This window comes from Kitasatospora sp. NPDC050463, from assembly GCF_040655255.1.
Lineage (GTDB): Bacteria > Actinomycetota > Actinomycetes > Streptomycetales > Streptomycetaceae > Kitasatospora.
In genome coordinates, this window is record NZ_JBFAJO010000113.1 from 1 (window position 1) to 19,584 (window position 19,584).

The 19,584-nt window shown below is 74.7% G+C and carries 3 protein-coding genes; all 3 read left to right on the forward strand.

Annotated elements, in window-relative coordinates; genetic code table 11:
* A partial coding sequence (locus AB0J08_RS38145; protein ID WP_360643610.1) for an amino acid adenylation domain-containing protein occupies window positions 1-3,762 on the forward strand: 3,762 nt, incomplete at its 5' end.
* Window positions 3,763-3,839: 77 nt separating this feature from the next.
* Window positions 3,840-16,757 carry a type I polyketide synthase gene (locus AB0J08_RS38150; protein ID WP_360643613.1) on the forward strand — a complete coding sequence of 4,306 codons (12,918 nt, stop codon included), beginning with the start codon at window positions 3,840-3,842 and terminating at the stop codon, window positions 16,755-16,757.
* A gap of 3 nt (window positions 16,758-16,760) precedes the next feature.
* Window positions 16,761-19,584, forward strand: a 2,824-nt coding sequence (locus AB0J08_RS38155; RefSeq protein WP_360643615.1) for a type I polyketide synthase, incomplete at its 3' end; no start/stop codon positions are given.

Sequence of the window (19,584 nt, forward strand, 5' to 3'; positions counted from 1 at the left end):
GTGGTGCTGGCGGCGTTCAAGGTGGTGCTGGCGCGGTACTGCGGGGTGGAGGACGTGGTGGTGGGTTCGCCGGTGGCGAACCGGCCGCGCCGCGAACTGGAGGGGCTGGTCGGCTTCTTCGTGAACACGCTGGTCCTGCGTACGGACGTGTCGGGTGATCCGTCGTTCCGGGAGCTGGTGGGCCGGGTCCGGGAGGGTGCGCTGGGTGCGTACACCCATCAGGACCTGCCCTTCGAGTACCTCGTGGAACACCTGCGCCCCGAACGCGACCTCTCCCGCCACCCCCTCGTCCAGGTCATGCTCCAGATCGTCAACACCCCTTTCGAGCAGGTCCCCTGGCCGGACGCCGAGGTCGAGCTGTTCGAGGCGGGCGAGGTCTCCACCCGGGTCGACCTCGAAGCCCACCTCGTCGAGAACGAGGACGGCAGCCTCGCCGGCCCGGTCGTCTACAGCAGGGCCCTGTTCGACGAGAGCACCGTCGAGCGGTTCGTCCGCCATCTCGGCACCGCCCTGGCCGGGCTGCTGGCCGACCCCGACCGGCCGATCTCCGACCTGACCCTCCTCGACGAGGACGAGAGCGACCGGCTGCACGCCGCCCGGACCGCCGCCGAAGTCCCCGTCGACGTCCGGCCACTGCCCCGGCTGCTGGCCGAACAGGCGGCCCGCACCCCGGAGCTGATCGCCGTCGAGTACCGGGACGAGACCGTCGGTTACGCCGAACTCATCTCCAGGGCCAACCAGTTGGCGCACCACCTGCGCTCCCTCGGGGTCGGCCCGGACAGCCTGGTCGGCCTCTGCCTGCGGCGCGGCATCGACATGTTCGTCGGGCTGGTCGGCATCCTCCAGGCCGGAGCGGCGTACGTCCCCATCAACCCGGACCACCCGGCCGACCGCGTCCGCCGCATCGTCGACAACGCCCGGATGGCGACGGCCGTGACCGAGCCGTCCGCCGGCCGGCTGTTTCCGGAGCAGGTCACCACCGTGTTCCCGGCCGAGCTCGCGGACGACCTGCGCGCCCTGCCGACCAGCACCCCCGACAGCGGCGTCACCCCCGACCACCTCGCCTACGTGGTCTACACCTCGGGCTCGACCGGTGAGCCGAAGGGCATTGCGATGTCCGGCCGCTGCGTCGTCAACATGCTCGAATGGCAGAAGGTGGCCGTGCCCGGCGGCCCGGGAACCCGCACCGCCCAGTTCACCGAGCTCACCTTCGACGTCTCCGTGCAGGAGGTGCTCTCCGCCCTGCTCTACGGCGAGACGCTGGTCGTCCCGGACGCGGACACCCGGCGCGACCCGGCGGCGTTCGTCCGCTGGCTGGCCGACCGGGCGATCAACCAGGTGTTCGTGCCCAACGTGATGGTCCGCGCGATGTCCGCACAGGCCCGGCGGCAGGGCGCCGACCTCGGCTCGCTGCGCCACATCAGCCAGGCCGGGGAGCCGCTGGCCCTCGACGAGGACCTGCGCGCCCTGTTCGACCGCTGCCCGGAGCTGCGGATGCACAACCACTACGGGTCCACCGAGGTGCAGGTCGTCACCGCCTACACACTGCCCGAGGACACCTCCGTCTGGCCCCGCAAGGCCCCGGTGGGCACGGCCACCTGGAACCACCACATCTACGTGGTGGACCGGCAGCGCCGCCTGGTCCCGGTCGGCGTCCCGGGCGAGATCTGCGTCGCCGGCCCCGGCCTGGCGCGCGGCTACGTGGGGCAGCCCGGGCTGACCGCGGACCGCTTCGTCGCCGACCCGTTCGGCGAGCCGGGCTCGCGCATGTACCGCACCGGCGACCTGGGGCGCTGGCTCACGGGCGGCAACCTGGAGTACCTCGGCCGGATCGACGACCAGGTGAAGATCCGGGGCTTCCGGGTGGAGCCGGGCGAGGTCGAGAGCGTCCTGCGCCGGCACCCGTCGGTCGCCCAGGCGGCCGTCGTGGCCCGGGAGGACCGGCCCGGCCACCGGCGGCTGGTCGCCTACCTCATCCCGCACGACGACACGCACCCCGATCACGGCAGCCTGCGGGCGCACCTGGCGGACGCCCTGCCCGACTACCTGGTGCCCTCCGCGTTCGTCACTCTGGCGGCGTTTCCGCTGACCTCGACCGGCAAGATCGACCGCCGCGCACTGCCGGCGCCGGAGCACGGGCCCACGGCCGGCGGCGTCCACGCCGCCCCGGACTCGCCCGAACAGCATGCCGTCTGCGACGCCTTCGCCGAGGTGTTCGGCGTCGAGCGGGTCGGTGTCGACGACGACTTCTTCGAACTCGGCGGGCACTCGCTGCTCGCCACCCAGGTGGCGGCCCGGATCGAGGCCGCGACGGGGGCCGCGGTGCCCCTGGTGGACCTCTTCCGGCTGCGCACCCCGCGGAGCCTGGCCACCGTCCTGCGGGCCGCCGGCGCCGCGAACGCCCCGGCCCGGCCCCGGCTGGTGCCCGCCGGGCGGGACGTCGACGCCCCGCTGTCCTTCGCGCAGGAGGGGTACTGGGCGGTCGCGCGCGCTCACCCGGACAGCCACCTGTGGAACGTGCCGTTCGTCATGCGGGCCCGCGGGCCGCTCGACCTCGACGCCCTGGGCAGCTCCCTCTCCTCGCTGATCGGCAGGCACGAGGCGCTCCGGACCACGATCGCCGTCGACGGCGCAGAACCGGCCCAGCGCATCCGGCCGGCCGAGCCGGTGGTGCTTACACCCGAACGCGTGCCCGGTGCGACGCCCGACGAACGACTCCGCACGGCCCGCGAGTTGATCGCCGACGAGGCGAGCCGACCGTTCGACCTGGTGCACGGCCCGATCCTGCGGATCAAGGTGCTGAGCCTCGACCCGCAGGACCACGTCATCGCCCTGACGACTCATCACATGGCCACCGACGCCTGGTCGCAGGACGTCCTCTGGCACGAGATCTCCACCGCCTATGCGGCCGCGCTCACCGGCGACGAGCCGCTGCTGCCCGAACTGCCCGTCCAGTACGCCGACTTCGCCCACTGGCAACGCGCCTGGCTGGCCGGGGACACGCTGCGCGAGCAGTGGGACTACTGGGACCGGCGGCTGGAGGGGTGCCCGACACCCGCCGCCCTGCCCACCGACCGACCCCGCGTCGACACCCCCGACCCCGACGGCGGCTCGGTGAGCCTGGCCCTCGCGCCGGAGCTGGTCCGCGCGGCCCGGGCACGCGGTGCCGAGGCCGACGCCACGCTGTTCATCACCCTGCTCGCCGCCTTCGCCGTCGTCCTCGCCGACGAGACGGGACAGCAGGACGTCGTGGTGGGCTCACCCGTCGCCGGGCGTACCCGCACCGAGCTGGAGAACCTCGTCGGCGGCTTCGCGAACATGCTCGTCCTGCGCACCGACGTGTCCGGCGACCCCACGTTCCGCGAGGTCCTGGCCCGGACCCGGGAGACGGCGACCGGCGCGTTCGCACGCCAGGAGATGCCCTTCCACCTGCTCGCGGAGCGCTTCGGCGACGACCGGCACGGCCTCGTCCAGGTCATGTTCCAGCTGGTCAACACCCCGCACGGCCAACCGTCGCTGGCCGGTACCCGACTGGAGAGCTTCGACCACGGACGGGTGTCGGTGCGGATGGACCTGGAGGTGACGCTGATGGAGAACGGCGACGACGTGACGGCCCACGCGCTGTTCCGGCGCTCGCTGTTCGAACAGGCCACGGTCGAACGGCTGCTGCGCCGGCTGACCACCGTGGCGCAGACCCTGCTGGCCGACCCCGACCGGCGCCTGTCCACCGCGCTGCCGGACGCCGTGGGCGGCACCCGATGACGACACCGAGGACGCAGGGAACGCCGGGCACGCAGGCGCCGCACCGGACGCCGAGGACACGGGAGACGGACACGACCATGCCGAGCCACGACCCCGCGCAGGACGCCGTCGCCGTCATCGGCATCTCCTGCCGGCTGCCCGGGGCACCGGACCCGGCGGCCTTCTGGACGCTGCTGCGCGAAGGCCGCAGCGGCATCGGCACCTCGGACCGCTGGGGAACGCCGCAGCGCGGCGGGTTCCTCGACGCCGTCGACGAGTTCGACGCCGCGTACTTCGGCATCCCACCGCGCGAGGCCGCCGCCATGGACCCCCGGCAACGGCTGGTCCTGGAGCTGGGCGTCGAGGCGGTGGAGGACGCCGGGATCCCGCTCGCACGCCTGCGGGGCAGTACGACCGGTGTCTTCGTGGGCGCGATCTGGGACGACTACACGACGCTCACCCACACCTTCGGCGAGGAGGCGCTCACCCGGCACACCATGACCGGGCTGCACCGGGGCATCATCGCCAACCGCGTCTCGTACGCGCTGGGCCTGCACGGTCCCAGCCTCACCGTCGACACCGGGCAGTCCTCGTCGCTGGTGGCCGTCCACCTCGCGTGCGAGAGCCTGCGTACGGGGGAGTCGAGTGCGGCGTTGGTGGCCGGCGTCAACCTGATGATCGTGCCGGACAGCACCCGCACGGCGGCCGCGTTCGGCGGGCTGTCACCGGACGGGCAGTGCTACGTCTTCGACGCGCGCGCCAACGGGTTCGTACGCGGCGAGGGCGGCTGCGTGGTGCTGCTCAAGCCGCTGGCCGCGGCGATCGCCGACGGGGACCCGATCCACTGCGTGATCCGCGGCAGCGCGGTGAACAACGACGGAGCCACCGACGCGCTCACGGTGCCGAGCGCGGCGGCCCAGGCCGACGTGGTGCGGGCCGCCCACCGGCAGGCCGGGGTGAGCGCCGCGGACATCCAGTACGTCGAACTGCACGGCACCGGCACCGCCGTGGGCGACCCGATCGAGGCGGCCGGCCTGGGCGCGGCCGTCGGCTCCGCGCGCGAAACCGCCCGGCCCCTGGTCGTCGGCTCGGTGAAGACGAACATCGGACACCTGGAGGGCGCCGCCGGCATCGCCGGGCTGGTCAAGACCGCCCTGGCGATACGGCACCGGGAACTCCCGGCGAGCCTCAACTTCCGTACGCCCAACCCGGCCATCCCGCTCGACGAACTCCGGCTGACGGTACGGCGGGACCTCGGCCCCTGGCCGGACGACACGCGCCCCCTGTACGCGGGGGTGAGCTCCTTCGGCATGGGCGGGACCAACTGCCACGTGGTGCTGTCGGAACCACCGGCCCGGCCGAGGTCGGCTCCGCAGGCACCGACCGACCACGCCGTCCCGATCCTGATCTCCGGTCGGACGCCCGGCGCGCGGCGGGCCCAGGCCGAACGACTGCGGTCGTTCCTCGCCGACCGGCCCGACCTCCGCCCCCTCGACGTCGGCTTCTCCCTGGCCACCACCCGCACCGCGTACGAGCACCGCTGTGTCCTGGTCGCCGCGGACCGGGACGCGCTTCTCGCCGGGCTCGGCGGCGTCGCGCACGACCGGGTCGACCCCGCATCGATCTCGGGCACGGCGGGCGAACCGCGACCGCTCGGGTTCCTGTTCGCGGGGCAGGGTGCGCAGCGGGTCGGCATGGGCCGTGGGTTGTACGAGCGGTTCCCGGTGTTCGCGGGTGCGTTGGACGAGATCCTCGAACTCCTCGGTATCCGTGGGGAGTTCTTCGGTGTGGATGCCGAGGCGCTGGAGGGGACGGGTGTCGCGCAGCCGGCGCTGTTCGCGTTCGAGGTGGCGCTGTTCCGGTTGTGGGAGTCGTGGGGTGTGCGGCCGGACGCGGTGGCGGGTCACTCGGTCGGTGAGATCGCGGCCGCTCATGTGGCGGGCGTCCTGTCGCTGGACGACGCGTGCACCTTGGTTGGCGCTCGCGGTCGGCTGATGCAGGCGCTTCCGGCCGGTGGGGTGATGGTGGCGGTGGAGGCCTCCGAGGAGGACGTCCTGCCGCTACTGGGTGACGACGTCTCGCTCGCGGCGGTCAACGGGCCCACGTCCGTGGTGGTTTCGGGCGCCGAGGACGCGGTGGAGCGAGTCGTGGCCGCGCTGTCGGATCGTCGTTCGCGGCGTCTGCGGGTCAGCCATGCCTTCCACTCGCCCCTGATGGAGCCGATGCTCGACGAATTCCGCCAGGTACTCGCGGGTCTGTCGTTCGAGGCGCCGACGCTGCGCTTCGTCTCCACCGTCACGGGCGCTCCGGTGAGGGACGAGATCGCCACGCCCTCGTACTGGGTGGAACACGCCCGCCAGACGGTGCGGTTCCACGACGCGGTGTCCGCGCTGCACGCCGACGGGGTCGAGACCTTCGTCGAGATCGGCCCCGACGGGACGCTCGCCGGTATGAGCCGCGACGGCCTCTCCACCCAGGCGTTCCCGTCGCTGCGCCGGGACTGGGACGAGCCGGAGTCGCTCCTCAGCACGCTCGGCGAACTGCACGTCCGCGGCGTCCCGGTCGACTGGGCGGCGGTCTACGCGCCCTCGGGGCCGCGCCGTCTGCGCCTCCCGACCTACGCCTTCCAGCGGGAGCGGTACTGGCTGGACGCTGCGCCGGAGGAGGCCGGTCCGGATGCCGAAGCGCCGCTGTTCCGGCGGCAGTTGGCCGGCACGTCCGGGCCGGGGCGCCGGCGCCTGGCGCTCGACCTCGTACGCGCGCAGGCCGCGCGCGCCGCGGGCACCGGGGATCCCCAGGCCGTCGATCCGGAGCTCACCTTCCACGACCTCGGTCTCGACTCCGCGGCGGGCGTGGAGCTGCTGGACCGGGTGAACTCCCTGACCGGTCTCACCCTGTCGCCGAGCGTCCTCTTCGAGCAGCCGACTCCGGCCCGGTTGGCCGCGCACGTGCTCGGCCAGCTGGACACCGACCCGGACGCGGCACCCGTCCCGGTCGTACCGGCGGCGGCCGGGGCGGCGAGCGACGACGATCCGATCGCCATCGTGGCCATGAGCTGCCGGCTCCCCGGCGGGGTGACCTCGCCTGAGGAACTGTGGAACCTGGTCGCGGCCGGCGCCGACGCCATCGGGCCGTTCCCCGCCGACCGCGGCTGGGACCTCGACGCGCTCCACCACCCGGACCCCGACCACGAGGGCACGAGCTACCCGCGCGCGGGCGGATTCCTCTACGACGCGGGGGAGTTCGACGCCGGGGTCTTCGGGATCACCCCGCGCGAGGCGCTGGCGATGGACCCGCAGCAGCGGCTGCTGCTGGAGACCTCCTGGGAGGTGTTCGAGCGTGCGGGCATCGACGTGTCGGCGCTGCGCGGCCGGCCGGTCGGCGTCTTCGTCGGGGCGACGCCCCAGGAGTACGGCCCGCGGCTGCACCAGGCGCACAGCGGGCTCGAAGGCCACGTCCTGACCGGCACCACGGGCAGCGTCGCCTCCGGCCGGATCGCCTACACCTTCGGGTTCGAGGGCCCGGCGATCACGGTGGACACCGCGTGCTCGTCCTCCCTGGTCGCGCTGCACCTGGCCTGCCAGTCGCTGCGGCAGGGAGAGTGCACGGCCGCGCTGGTCGGCGGCGTCAGCGTGATGGCCGGCCCCGGCATGTTCATCGAGTTCAGCCGGCAGCGGGGCCTCGCGCCCGACGGACGCTGCAAGCCGTTCGCCGCGGGGGCGGACGGCACGGCGTGGGCCGAGGGCGCCGGGGTGCTGCTCCTGGAACGGCTGTCCGAGGCCCGGCGGCACGGGCACCCGGTGCTGGCCCTGGTCCGTGGCTCCGGCGTCAACTCCGACGGGGCTTCCAACGGCCTCACCGCGCCGAACGGCGCCGCCCAGCGCCGGGTGATCGAGCAGGCGCTGGCGACCGCCGGGCTGACCGCGTCCGAGGTGGACGCGGTGGAGGCGCACGGGACGGGCACCCGGCTGGGTGATCCGATCGAGGCCGAGGCGCTCCTCGCCACCTACGGCCGGGACCGGGAGGCGGACCGCCCGCTCTGGCTCGGCTCGCTGAAGTCCAACATCGGCCACACGCAGGCGGCCGCCGGCGTGGCGGGCGTCATCAAGATGGTGCTGGCGATGGGGCACGGCACGCTGCCCCGCACCCTGCACGTGGACGCGCCGTCGCCGCACGTGGACTGGTCCACCGGCGCGGTGCGGCTGCTCACCGAGTCGGTGACCTGGCCGAACCACGACCGGGCCCGGCGGGCCGCGGTCTCCTCGTTCGGGATCAGCGGGACGAACGCGCACGTGATCCTGGAGCACGCCGCCGCACTGGAGCCGGCCGCCGCACCGGAGCACGCCGGCGCACCGGTCGCAGCGCTGCCCGTGGTGCCGTGGGTGCTGTCGGCCAGGACGGCCACCGCCCTGCGCGCGCAGGCCGAACGGCTGGCCTCGGCCGTGGCCGCCGTGCCGGCCGAGGCCGCCGACGCGGCCGATGTCGGCCACTCCCTGGCCACCGGCCGACCGGTACTCGAACACCGTGCGGTGGCGATCGGCACGACCCGTGAGGAACTGCTGGCCGGCCTGTCCGACGGCATGGTCACGGGCCGCGCGGTGCCCGACCCGGCGGTCGCCTTCGTCTTCCCCGGGCAGGGCACGCAGTGGGTGGGCATGGCGACCGACCTGCTCGCCGCCTCCCCGGTGTTCGCCGCCCGGATGGCGGACTGCGCCGAGGCACTGCGGCCCTTCGTGGACTGGTCGCTGCCCGACGCACTGTCGGACGCCGCCCTGCTGGAGCGGGTCGACGTGGTCCAACCGGTGCTGTGGGCCGTCATGGTGTCGCTGGCCGGGGTCTGGCGCTCCCACGGCGTCGAGCCCGCCGCCGTGGCGGGACACAGCCAGGGCGAGATCGCCGCCGCCTGCGTCGCGGACGCCCTGTCCCTCGACGACGGCGCCCGCGTCGTCGCGCTGCGCAGCCGGGCGCTGCTGACCCTGTCCGGACACGGCGGCATGGTGGCCGTGCCGCGGCCCGTGCACGAGATCGACCTCGCCGGGCTGTCGGTGGCGGCCGTCAACGGACCGCGCTCGACGGTCGTCTCGGGCCCGCCCGAGGCGCTGGACGCGCTGCTGGCCCGGGACGAGCGGGCCCGCCGCATCCCGGTCGACTACGCCTCGCACTCGCCCCAGGTCGAGGAGCTCCGGAGCCGGCTGCTGGCCGACCTCGCGCCGGTGACACCGCGGTCCGCCGACGTGCCGTTCCACTCCACCGTCACCGGCGGCCCGCTGGACACCACGGCGCTCGACGCCGAGTACTGGTACCGGAACCTGCGGGAGCAGGTGCTCCTCGAACCGGTGGTGCGCGGACTGCTCGACACCGGGACGAACTGCCTCATCGAGATCGGCCCGCACCCGGTGCTGTCGCCGGGCCTCCAGGAGAGCGTCGACGCGGCCCGGGCCGACGCGGTCGTGCTGGGCACGCTGCGCCGCGACACCTCCGGCCCGGCCCGGCTGCTGACCTCGCTGGCCGAGGCGTTCGCGCACGGCCTGCCGGTGCGCTGGGGCGCCGTTTTCGACGGCACCGGCGCGCGCCGGGTCGACCTGCCGACCTACCCGTTCGAGCGCGAGCGGTACTGGGTGGCCTCCACCGGCGGTGCGACGGACGCGGCCCGGTTCGGCCTCGACACCGTGGACCACCCCTTGCTGGACGCCGCCGTGGAGCTGGCCGACGACGACGGCGCCGTGTTCACCGGGCGGCTGTCCCTGCGCTCCCACCCCTGGCTCGCCGACCACGAGGTGGCCGGCGAGCCCCTGCTCGCGGGCACCGCGTTCCTGGACCTCGCGTTGTGGGCCGCGGCCCGCACCGGGAACGGCCGGGTCGCGGAACTCACGATCGAGGCGCCGCTGCCGGTGCCCACCGACACCGGCGTGGCGGTGCGGGTCGTGGTACGCCCGGCCGAGGACCCCGCCGCAAGCTCGTTCACCCTGTCGGCGCGGCAGGACGGCGAACGGTCCTGGACCCGCCACGCCGCCGCGACACTGACCGCCGCCGGGCCGACCGGCGGTGAACTCCCCTGGCCCGCAGGCCTGGAGGAGCTCACTGAGGTCGAGGACGTCGACCTGGCCGGGGCCTACGAGCGCCTGGCCGACGGCGGCTTCGCCTACGGCCCCGCCTTCCAGGGGCTGCGCCGGCTGCGCAGGCGCGGCGAGGAGCTCTTCGCCGAGGTGGACGTAGCCGACGCGGCGGGCTTCGGCATGCACCCGGCGCTGCTGGACGCCGCGCTGCACGCCCTCGAACTGCGCTCCCTGGCCGACGGCGGCACCGGTCTGCTGCCGTTCTCGTGGAGCGGCGTGCGGCTGCACCGCACCGGCGCCACCTCGTTGCGCGTGCGGCTGTCCCCGGCGGGACCGGGGCTCGCCACGACGGCACTGGCCGCCTACGACGACAACGGCGCGCTCGTGCTGAGCGCCGACTCCCTGGTGATGCGGCCCGCCACCCCGGCGCGCGGCGACGCGCTGTTCCGGGTGGAGTGGACCCCGTCGGCCGGGGCGGCCGCCCCGCGCGGCCGGTGGGCCGTCCTGGGCGCCGACCACCCGGACCTGCCGGCCTACCCCGACCTGGCCGCCCTGGCGGCCGCCCCCGTGCTGCCCGACGTGGTCGTCGTCCCGTGTGCCGGCGCGGACACCGGCGACCTCGCGGAGGCGGCCCATGCCGTCACCGGCCGAATGCTGACCCTGCTCCGCGACTGGCTGGCCGACGACCGCCTCGCCGCGGTGCGACTGGTCGTGATGACCCACGACGCCGTCTCCACCGGCCCGACGGACGCCGTCGCCGGTCTCACGGCGTCGCCCGTCTGGGGCCTCGTCCGATCGGCGCAGGCCGAGAACCCCGGCCGGGTCGTCCTCCTGGACACCGACACCCCCGCCGACTCCGCGCTGGGCACCGCGGCCGTCGCGGCCGCGGTCGGCTCCGACGAACCCCAGCTCGCCGTCCGCGCGGACACCGTGCTGGTGCCCCGGCTCGTCCGGGCGCGCCCCGTCGGGCCGACCGACCCCGACACCCCGGCCCGGGCCCTGCGGACCGACGGCACCGTCCTGGTCACCGGTGCGCCCGGTGCGCTCGGCAGCACGATCGCGCGCCACCTCGTCACCCGGTACGGCGTGCGCCGTCTGCTGCTGGCCGGCCGCCGTGGCGAGCGCGCGGACGGGGCGGCGGCGCTCGTCGCCGAACTGACCGGCCTCGGCGCCGACGTGACCCTCGCCGCGTGCGACGTCGCCGACCGCGACGCGCTGGCGGCCCTGCTGGCCACCGTGCCCGAGGACCGCCCGCTCACCGCCGTGGTGCACGCCGCCGGCGTGCTCGACGACGCCACCATCGCCTCCCTGACCACGGACCGGCTCGACGCCGTCCTGCGGCCGAAGGTCGACGCCGCCTGGCACCTGCACGAACTCACCGAAGACCTCGACGCGTTCGTGCTGTTCTCGTCGGTGATGGGCGTGCTCGGCAACGCGGGCCAGGGCAACTACGCGGGTGCCAACACCTTCCTCGACGCGCTCGCCGCCCACCGCGCCCACCGGGGCCTGCCGGCCGTGTCGCTCGCCTGGGGGCTGTGGGCCGCGCCCAGTGGGCTGACCGGCCACCTCGGCGAGCTGCGGCGCAGCGCGACGGGCGTCGTCGCGCTCGACACCGACGAGGCGCTGGCGCTGTTCGACGCCGCCTGGCAGGCCGACGGGCCGGCGCTGGTACCCGCCCGGCTCGACACCGCCGCCTGGCGGGCGGCCACCGCCCCGGACCCGGTACCCGCACTGCTGCGGGAACTGGTCCGCGCACCGCGACGGCACCACCCGCCCCACTCCGTCGAGCCGACCGCCGACCGTCTCGCCGCCCTGCCCGGGACCGCCCGGACCGACGCGCTGACCGCGCTCGTCCGGCGCCACGCCGCAGCCGTGGTCGGGCACGACTCGCCCGAGGCGATCGACCTCGACCGGACGTTCGCCGACACCGGCTTCGACTCGCTCACCGCACTCGGCCTGCGCAACCGGCTCGCCCGGGCGACCGGGCTGCGGCTGCCCGCCGCCCTGCTCTTCGACCACCCCACCCCGGCCGCCCTCGTCGCCCACCTGGACAGCGCCCTGCACGGCGTCGGCCCCGTCACCGAGCGGACCCCGGCGGGCGCCGCCGCGGCCGACGAACCCATCGCCGTCATCGGCATGGCCTGCCGGTTCCCGGGCGCCGTGCGGTCCCCCGAAGACCTGTGGGAGCTGCTGCTGCGGGGCGGCGACGCGATCTCCGACCTGCCCGCCGACCGCGGCTGGGACCTCGACACGCTGTACGACCCGGACCCGGACCGGGCCGGCCACAGCTACGCCAGGGCCGGCGGATTCCTCTACGACGCCGCCGACTTCGACCCCGAGTTCTTCGGCATCAGCCCCCGCGAGGCGCTCTCCGTCGACCCGCAGCAACGACTGCTCCTGGAGACCTCCTGGGAGGCCGTCGAGCGGGCCGGCATCGATCCGCACGCGCTGCGCCACAGCCGCACCGGCGTCTTCACCGGCCTGATGTACAACGACTACGCGGCCCGCTTCCACCGGTCGCCGGAGGAGTTCGAGGCGCACCTCGGCAACGGCAGCGCGGCGAGCGTCGCCTCCGGCCGGATCTCCTACACCCTCGGCCTCGAAGGCCCCGCGGTCAGCGTCGACACGGCGTGCTCGTCGTCACTGGTGGCACTGCACCTGGCGGTCCAGGCCCTGCGGCAGGGCGAGTGCTCCATGGCGCTGGCCGGCGGCGTGACCGTCATGTCGACGCCGAAGCTCTTCGTCGAGTTCAGCCGGCAGCGCGGTCTCGCCCCCGACGGCCGCTCGAAGGCGTTCGCCGCCGCGGCGGACGGGATGGGCGCCGCCGAGGGCGCCGGAATGCTCCTGGTCGAGCGGCTGTCCGACGCGCGGCGCAACGGTCACCCGGTGCTGGCCGTGGTGCGCGGCACCGCGACCAACCAGGACGGCGCCTCCAACGGGCTCACCGCCCCCAACGGGCCGGCGCAGCAGCGCGTGATCCGCGCCGCCCTGGCCGCCGCCGGGCTGAAGCCGGCAGAGGTGGACGCGGTCGAGGCCCACGGCACCGGAACCGCCCTGGGCGACCCGATCGAGGCGGAGGCCCTGCTGGCCACCTACGGCCAGGAGCGTCCGGTGGAGCGGCCGTTGTGGCTGGGGTCGGTGAAGTCCAACATCGGCCACACCCAGGCCGCGGCGGGCGTCGCCGGCCTCATCAAGATGGTGCTCGCGCTGCGGGCCGGCACCCTCCCGAAGACGCTTCACGCGGACGAGCCGACCCCGCACGTGGACTGGTCGGCGGGGGCGGTGCGGCTGCTGACCGAGACGACACAGTGGCCGGCGAACGGCAGCCCCCGGCGGGCCGGCATCTCCTCCTTCGGGATCAGCGGCACCAACGCGCACGTCGTGATCGAGGAGGCCCCGGCCGAGCCGGTCGAGCCGTTCGGTGCCGCGTCCGCCGACGCGCCGGATCCCGGGGCTTCTCCCGCGTCCGACCCCGCGCCGGACCACGCGCGCGACCACGCGCCCGACCCCCGGCCGGGCCCGGTCCTGCCCTGGGTGGTCTCCGCCCGCACCGACCGCGCGCTGCGCGACCGGGCAGCCGCACTGAGCGGGACAGTCGGCGCGCACCCCGGCGCCACCGGCCACTCGCTCGCCACCACCCGGTCCCTCTTCGAGCACCGGGCCGTCGTGGTGGCGGCCACCGCGCCCGCCCGGGCCCGCGCCCTGACCGCCCTCGCGCACGGCCGAACCGCCCCCGGACTGGTCCAGGGCGTCGCCGACACCACCGGCCGGACGGTGTTCGTCTTCCCCGGCCAGGGCGCGCAGTGGGCCGGCATGGGCGCCGAACTGCTCGACGGGTCCGAGGTGTTCCGGGCGGAGATCGAGGCCTGCGCGCACGCCATGGCCCCGTACACCGACTGGTCGCTGACCGACGTGCTGCGCGGCGGCGCCACCGCGCCGTCCCTGGACCGGGTCGATGTCGTGCAGCCGGCCCTCTTCGCCATGATGGCCGGCCTGGTGCGCCTGTGGGAGGCGTACGGCGTCCGGCCCGCCGCCGTGGTGGGGCACTCGCAGGGCGAGATCGCCGCCGCGTACGCGGCGGGCGCGCTGTCGCTGGACGACGCGGCCCGCGTGGTCACCCTGCGCAGCCGGGCGCTGGTCGCGCTGGCGGGCTCCGGCGGCATGGCCTCCGTACCGCTGCCCGTGGACGAGGTCCGGGCCCGGGCCGAGGACCTCGACGGCGGAATCAGCATCGCGGCGGTCAACGGACCCGCCTCCGTGGTGATCTCCGGCGAGCCCGGGGCGCTCGACGCGTTCGTGGCCCGCTGCGTCGCCGACGGCGTCCGGGCCCGCCGCATCCCCGTCGACTACGCCTCGCACTCCCCGCAGGTGGACGCGATCAGGGACGAGCTGCTGACCGCGCTGCACCCCGTCGCGCCCAGGCCGGCCCCGATCCCGTTCCACTCCACGGTCGAGGGACGGCCGGTGGACACCACGACGCTGGACGCCGAGTACTGGGTCCGCAACCTGCGCCGGACGGTCCGGTTCGCGGACACCGTCGCCGATCTGGCCGCCGCCGGTGCCACCACCTTCGTCGAGATCAGCCCGCACCCCGTGACGACCGTTCCGGTGCAGGACATCCTGGACGGCGCCGCCGGCACCGGCGGCCGTGGCGGCCTGGTGGTCGGATCGCTGCGCCGGGACGACGGCGGCCTCCGGCGCTTCCTCACCTCCGTGGCCGAGGCGCACGTGCGCGGCGTACCCGTCGAGTGGACGGCCGCCTTCGCCGAGCCGGACCGCCGGACCGTACCGCTGCCCACCTACCCGTTCCAGCGGCAGCGCTACTGGCTCGACGCGCCGCCCCCCGCGGCGCCCGCCACCCGGGACGCGGCACTCTGGGCGGCCGTCGACGACCGCGACCCCGAGGCCCTGGCCGCGCTCCTCACCGAGGGCACCGGCTACGACCGCGGCACGCTCGACGCCGCGATGTCCCTGCTCTCGGCCTGGCGCGACACCCGCAGGGCGGAGCAGGCCGGCGACGGCTGGCGGTACCGGATCGTCTGGCGCCCCGCCGACGCCCGGCCCGGCCGGCTGTCCGGCACCTGGCTGGTCGTCCACTCCGACCGGCAGGCCGAGGAGCCGTGGGTCTCCGGCGTCACCGAGGCCCTGACCCGCGCCGGAGCACACGTCGACGCGGTGGCCCTGCCCCCCGGCGACCTGGACCGGCAGGCCCTGGCCGCCCGGGCCGGGCAGGCGACCGGCGTGCTCAGCCTGCTCCCGCTGGACGAACGGGCACACCCCGACTTCCCGGCCGTGCCCGACGGGTACGCCCGGACGATCGCGCTGATCCAGACCCTCGGCGCCGTCGAGACCCCGGTCCCGCTGTGGTGCCTCACCCGGGGCGCCGTCTCCACCGCCGCCTCCGACCCGCTCACCAGCGCCTCGCAGGCCCTCGTGTGGGGCCTCGGCCGGATCGCCGGAATCGAGCAACCCCACCGCTGGGGAGGCCTGATCGACCTGCCCCCGACCGTGGACGACCGCGCCCGGGAACGACTCGTCGCCGCCCTCACCACCGCGACCGGGGAGGACCAACTGGCCGTCCGCGCCTCGGGCCTGCTCGTCCGCCGGCTGGTCCGGTCCGAACCGGCGCCGCCGGCCCGCGGCACCGCCGCCTGGCGGCCCCGCGGCACCGCGCTCGTCACCGGCGGCACCGGCGCCCTCGGCGCGCAACTCGCCGGCTGGCTGGCCCGCCAGGGCGCCGAACACCTGCTGCTGGTCAGCCGCAGCGGCCCCGAAGCACCCGGCGCCGCCGAACTGCGGGACCGGATCCGCGCCCTCGGCACCGAGGTCACGGTGGCCGCGTGCGACATCGCGGACCGCGCCGCGCTGGCGGACCTGATCGGCACGATCCCGGCCGACCGGCCGCTCCGCTCGGTCTTCCACACCGCCGCGTTGCTCGACGACGCCTCACTCGACACGCTGACCGTCGACCAGGTCGACCGCGTGCTGCGGGTCAAGGCCGACGGTGCCCGCCACCTCCACGAACTCACCCGCGACCTGGACGCCTTCGTGCTGTACTCCTCCCTCGGCGGCACCCTCGGGCTGCCCGGCCAGAGCAACTACGCACCCGGCAACGCCTACCTCGACGCCCTCGCCCAGGAGCGCCGCGCCGCCGGACTCCCGGCCACCTCCGTCGTCTGGGGCGCCTGGTCCGGGGGCGGCATGGCCCAGGGCACCGTCGCGGGCGTGCTGCGGCGGCACGGCCTGCCCGAGATGGACCCGGACCGCGCCCTGGCCGCGCTGCACCGGGCCATCGGCACCGGGGAACCGACACCGGTACTCGCCGACATCGACTGGGACCGCTTCCACACGGCGTTCACGGCCCTGCGGCCGAGCCCGCTGCTGCGGGAGATCCCCGAGGTCGAACGGTTCCTCGCACCGACCGACGGCGACACCCGCGGCGACGAGGACCAGCTGCTCACCCGGCTGGCCACGACCGGCGGAACCCGGCGCGCCCGCCTCCTGCTCGACCTGGTGAGCACCCAGGTCGCGGCGGTGCTCGGCTACGAGAACCCGGCAGCCGTCGTCCCCGACCGGCCGTTCCAGCTGGCCGGATTCGACTCGGTGCTCGGCGTCGAGCTGCGCAACCGGCTCGGCGCGGCCACCGGCCTGACCCTGCCGGCGACCGCCGTCTTCGACCACCCGACCCCGGCCGCGCTCGCCGCCCATCTGGGCGAACGGCTGCCGGCCGCCGAGGACGGGCCGCCCGGGGAACCCGCACCCACCGGGTCCATGGCGGCGCAGCTCGAACGGCTGGCGGAACTACCGGTCGACGAACAGGAGAGCGACCACGTACGGCAGCGGCTGCGGCTGCTCCTGGAGAAGTGGACGGATTCCGACCGGATGTCCCGCAACAGCCTGGGCGACTCCAGCGACGACGAACTGTTCGACCTGATCGACAACGACCTGGGGGTGTCCTGAGCCATGGCGACCGAGGAGAAACTCCGCGACTACCTGAAGCGGGTCACGTTCGAGTTGCAGGAGACGCGCCGGCGCGTCGCCGAACTGGAGAACCCCGAGGCCGAGCCCATCGCGATCGTCGGGATGAGCTGCCGCTACCCGGGCGGCGTCCGGTCCCCGGAGGACCTGTGGCGGCTGGTCGACGAGGGACGCGACGCGATCGGCGACTTCCCCGCCGACCGTGGCTGGGACATCGAGGGACGCCACGACCCGGACCCGGCGAAGCCCGGCAGCTTCTACCCCCGGAGCGGCGGCTTCCTCCACGACGCCGCCGACTTCGATCCCACCCTCTTCGACATCTCGCCGCGTGAGGCGCTGGCGATGGACCCGCAGCAGCGGCTGCTGCTGGAGACCTCGTGGGAGGTGTTCGAGCGGGCCGGGATCGACCCGACCTCGGTGCGCGGCACCGACACCGGCGTCTTCTTCGGGGCGACCTACCAGGACTACGCGTCCCGGCTCGCCCGACCGCCCGCCGAGCTGGAGGGCTACATCGTCACGGGCAACACCGCGAGCGTGGCGAGCGGCCGGGTGGCCTACACGTTCGGCCTCGAAGGCCCCGCCGTGACGCTGGACACGGCCTGTTCGTCGTCGCTGGTGGCGCTGCACCTGGCGGCGCAGTCGCTGCGGCAGGGCGAGTGCTCGCTGGCGCTGGCCGGCGGCGTGGTCGTGATGTCGACGCCGGACATGTTCGTGGAGTTCAGCAGGCAGCGGGGACTGGCGGCGGACGGCCGCTGCAAGGCCTTCTCGGCCGCGGCGGACGGCTTCGGCTCCTCCGAGGGTGTGGGCGTGCTGTTGGTGGAGCGGTTGTCGGACGCGGTGCGCAACGGGCATCGGGTGTTGGCGGTGGTGCGGGGTTCGGCGGTGAATCAGGATGGTGCGTCGAACGGTCTGACGGCGCCGAACGGGCCGTCGCAGCAGCGGGTGATCCGGCAGGCGTTGGCGAACGCCCGGCTGTCCGCCGCCGAGGTGGACGCGGTGGAGGCGCACGGGACGGGTACCACGTTGGGTGACCCGATCGAGGCGCAGGCGTTGCTGGCCACCTACGGCCAGGAGCGTTCGGTGGAGCGGCCGTTGTGGCTGGGTTCGGTGAAGTCGAACCTCGGCCACACCCAGGCCGCTGCTGGCGTCGCCGGTGTCATCAAGATGGTGATGGCGATGCGGCACGGTGTGCTGCCGGCCACGTTGCATGTGGATGAGCCGTCGCCGCACATCGACTGGTCGGCGGGCGGGGTGCGGCTGCTGACGGAGCAGGTTGCCTGGCCGGAGGTGGAGCGTCCGCGCAGGGCAGCGGTGTCCTCGTTCGGGATCAGTGGCACCAATGCGCACGTGATCCTTGAACAGGGGCCGGCGGAGGCGCCGGGTGTTTCGTCGCAGGCCGGGCCGGTGCCGGTGGTGCTGTCAGGCCGGACGGCTTCGGCGCTTCGTGCGCAGGCGGTGCGACTGTTGCGGCACGTGGAGGCGGAGGCCGCCGAGGACGTGGCCGGTCTGGGCTTCTCGTTGGCGACGACGCGTGCGGCGCTGGACCACCGTGCGGTGGTGGTGGCCGTTGACGCGGCCGAACTGCAGCGGGGCCTGCTGGCGTTGGCGGCCGGGGAGCCCGACGCGGGTGTGGTCACCGGCAGCGCGACGAACGGCAGTTGGGCGTTCCTGTTCGCGGGGCAGGGTGCGCAGCGGGTCGGTATGGGGCGCGCGTTGTATGAGCGGTTCCCGGTGTTCGCGCGTGCGTTGGACGAGGTCCTTGAACTCGTCGGTATCCGTGGGGAGTTCTTCGGTGCGGTCGCCGAGGCGCTGGAGGGGACGGGTGTCGCGCAGCCGGTGCTGTTCGCGTTCGAGGTGGCGTTGTTCCGGTTGTGGGCGTCGTGGGGTGTGCGGCCGGATGCGGTGGCGGGTCACTCGGTGGGTGAGATCGCGGCCGCTCATGTGGCGGGTGTGCTGTCGCTGGAGGACGCGTGCACCTTGGTTGCCGCTCGCGGTCGGCTGATGCAGGCGCTTCCGGCCGGTGGGGTGATGGTGGCGGTGGAGGCCTCCGAGGAGGAGGTCCTGCCGCTGCTGGATGATGCCGTCTCGCTCGCGGCGGTCAACGGGCCGACGTCGGTGGTGGTTTCGGGTGCCGAGGGCGCGGTGGAGCGGGTGGTGGCCGCGTTGGCGGATCGTCGTTCGCGGCGTCTGCGGGTCAGCCATGCGTTCCACTCGCCCTTGATGGAGCCGATGCTGGACGAGTTCCGCCAGGTGCTGGCGGGTCTGTCGTTCGAGGCGCCGACGCTTCGGTTCGTCTCCACGGTCACGGGTGCTCCCGTGACGGAGGAGATCGCCACGCCCGACTACTGGGTCGAACACGCCCGTAAGGCGGTGCGTTTCGCCGACGCCGTGCAGTCCCTGCACGCCGACGGTGTGGAGACGTTCGTCGAGCTCGGCCCGGACGGCGTGTTGAGTGCGATGGGGTCGTCCGTGGTTCCGGCGGGGGTGTTCGTCGCGTCGGTGCGCCGGGACCGGGACGAGTGCGTGTCGGTGCTGACCGCGCTCGCCCACGCCCACGTACGTGGTGCCGGAGTCGACTGGCAGGCGGTGTTCGGCCGTTCCGAGCCGCCGCGTCTCGGGCTCCCGACGTATGCCTTCCAGCACCAGCGCTTCTGGATGACCGAGGAGAGCGCGCGCACCGGTGACATGAGTGCCATGGGTCTGGATCCCAGCGGCCATCCGTTGTTGGGGGTGGTGGTGGAGTTGCCGGATTCGGGTGGGGTGGTGTTGTCGGGTCGGTTGTCGCTGTCGGGTCAGGGGTGGCTTGCCG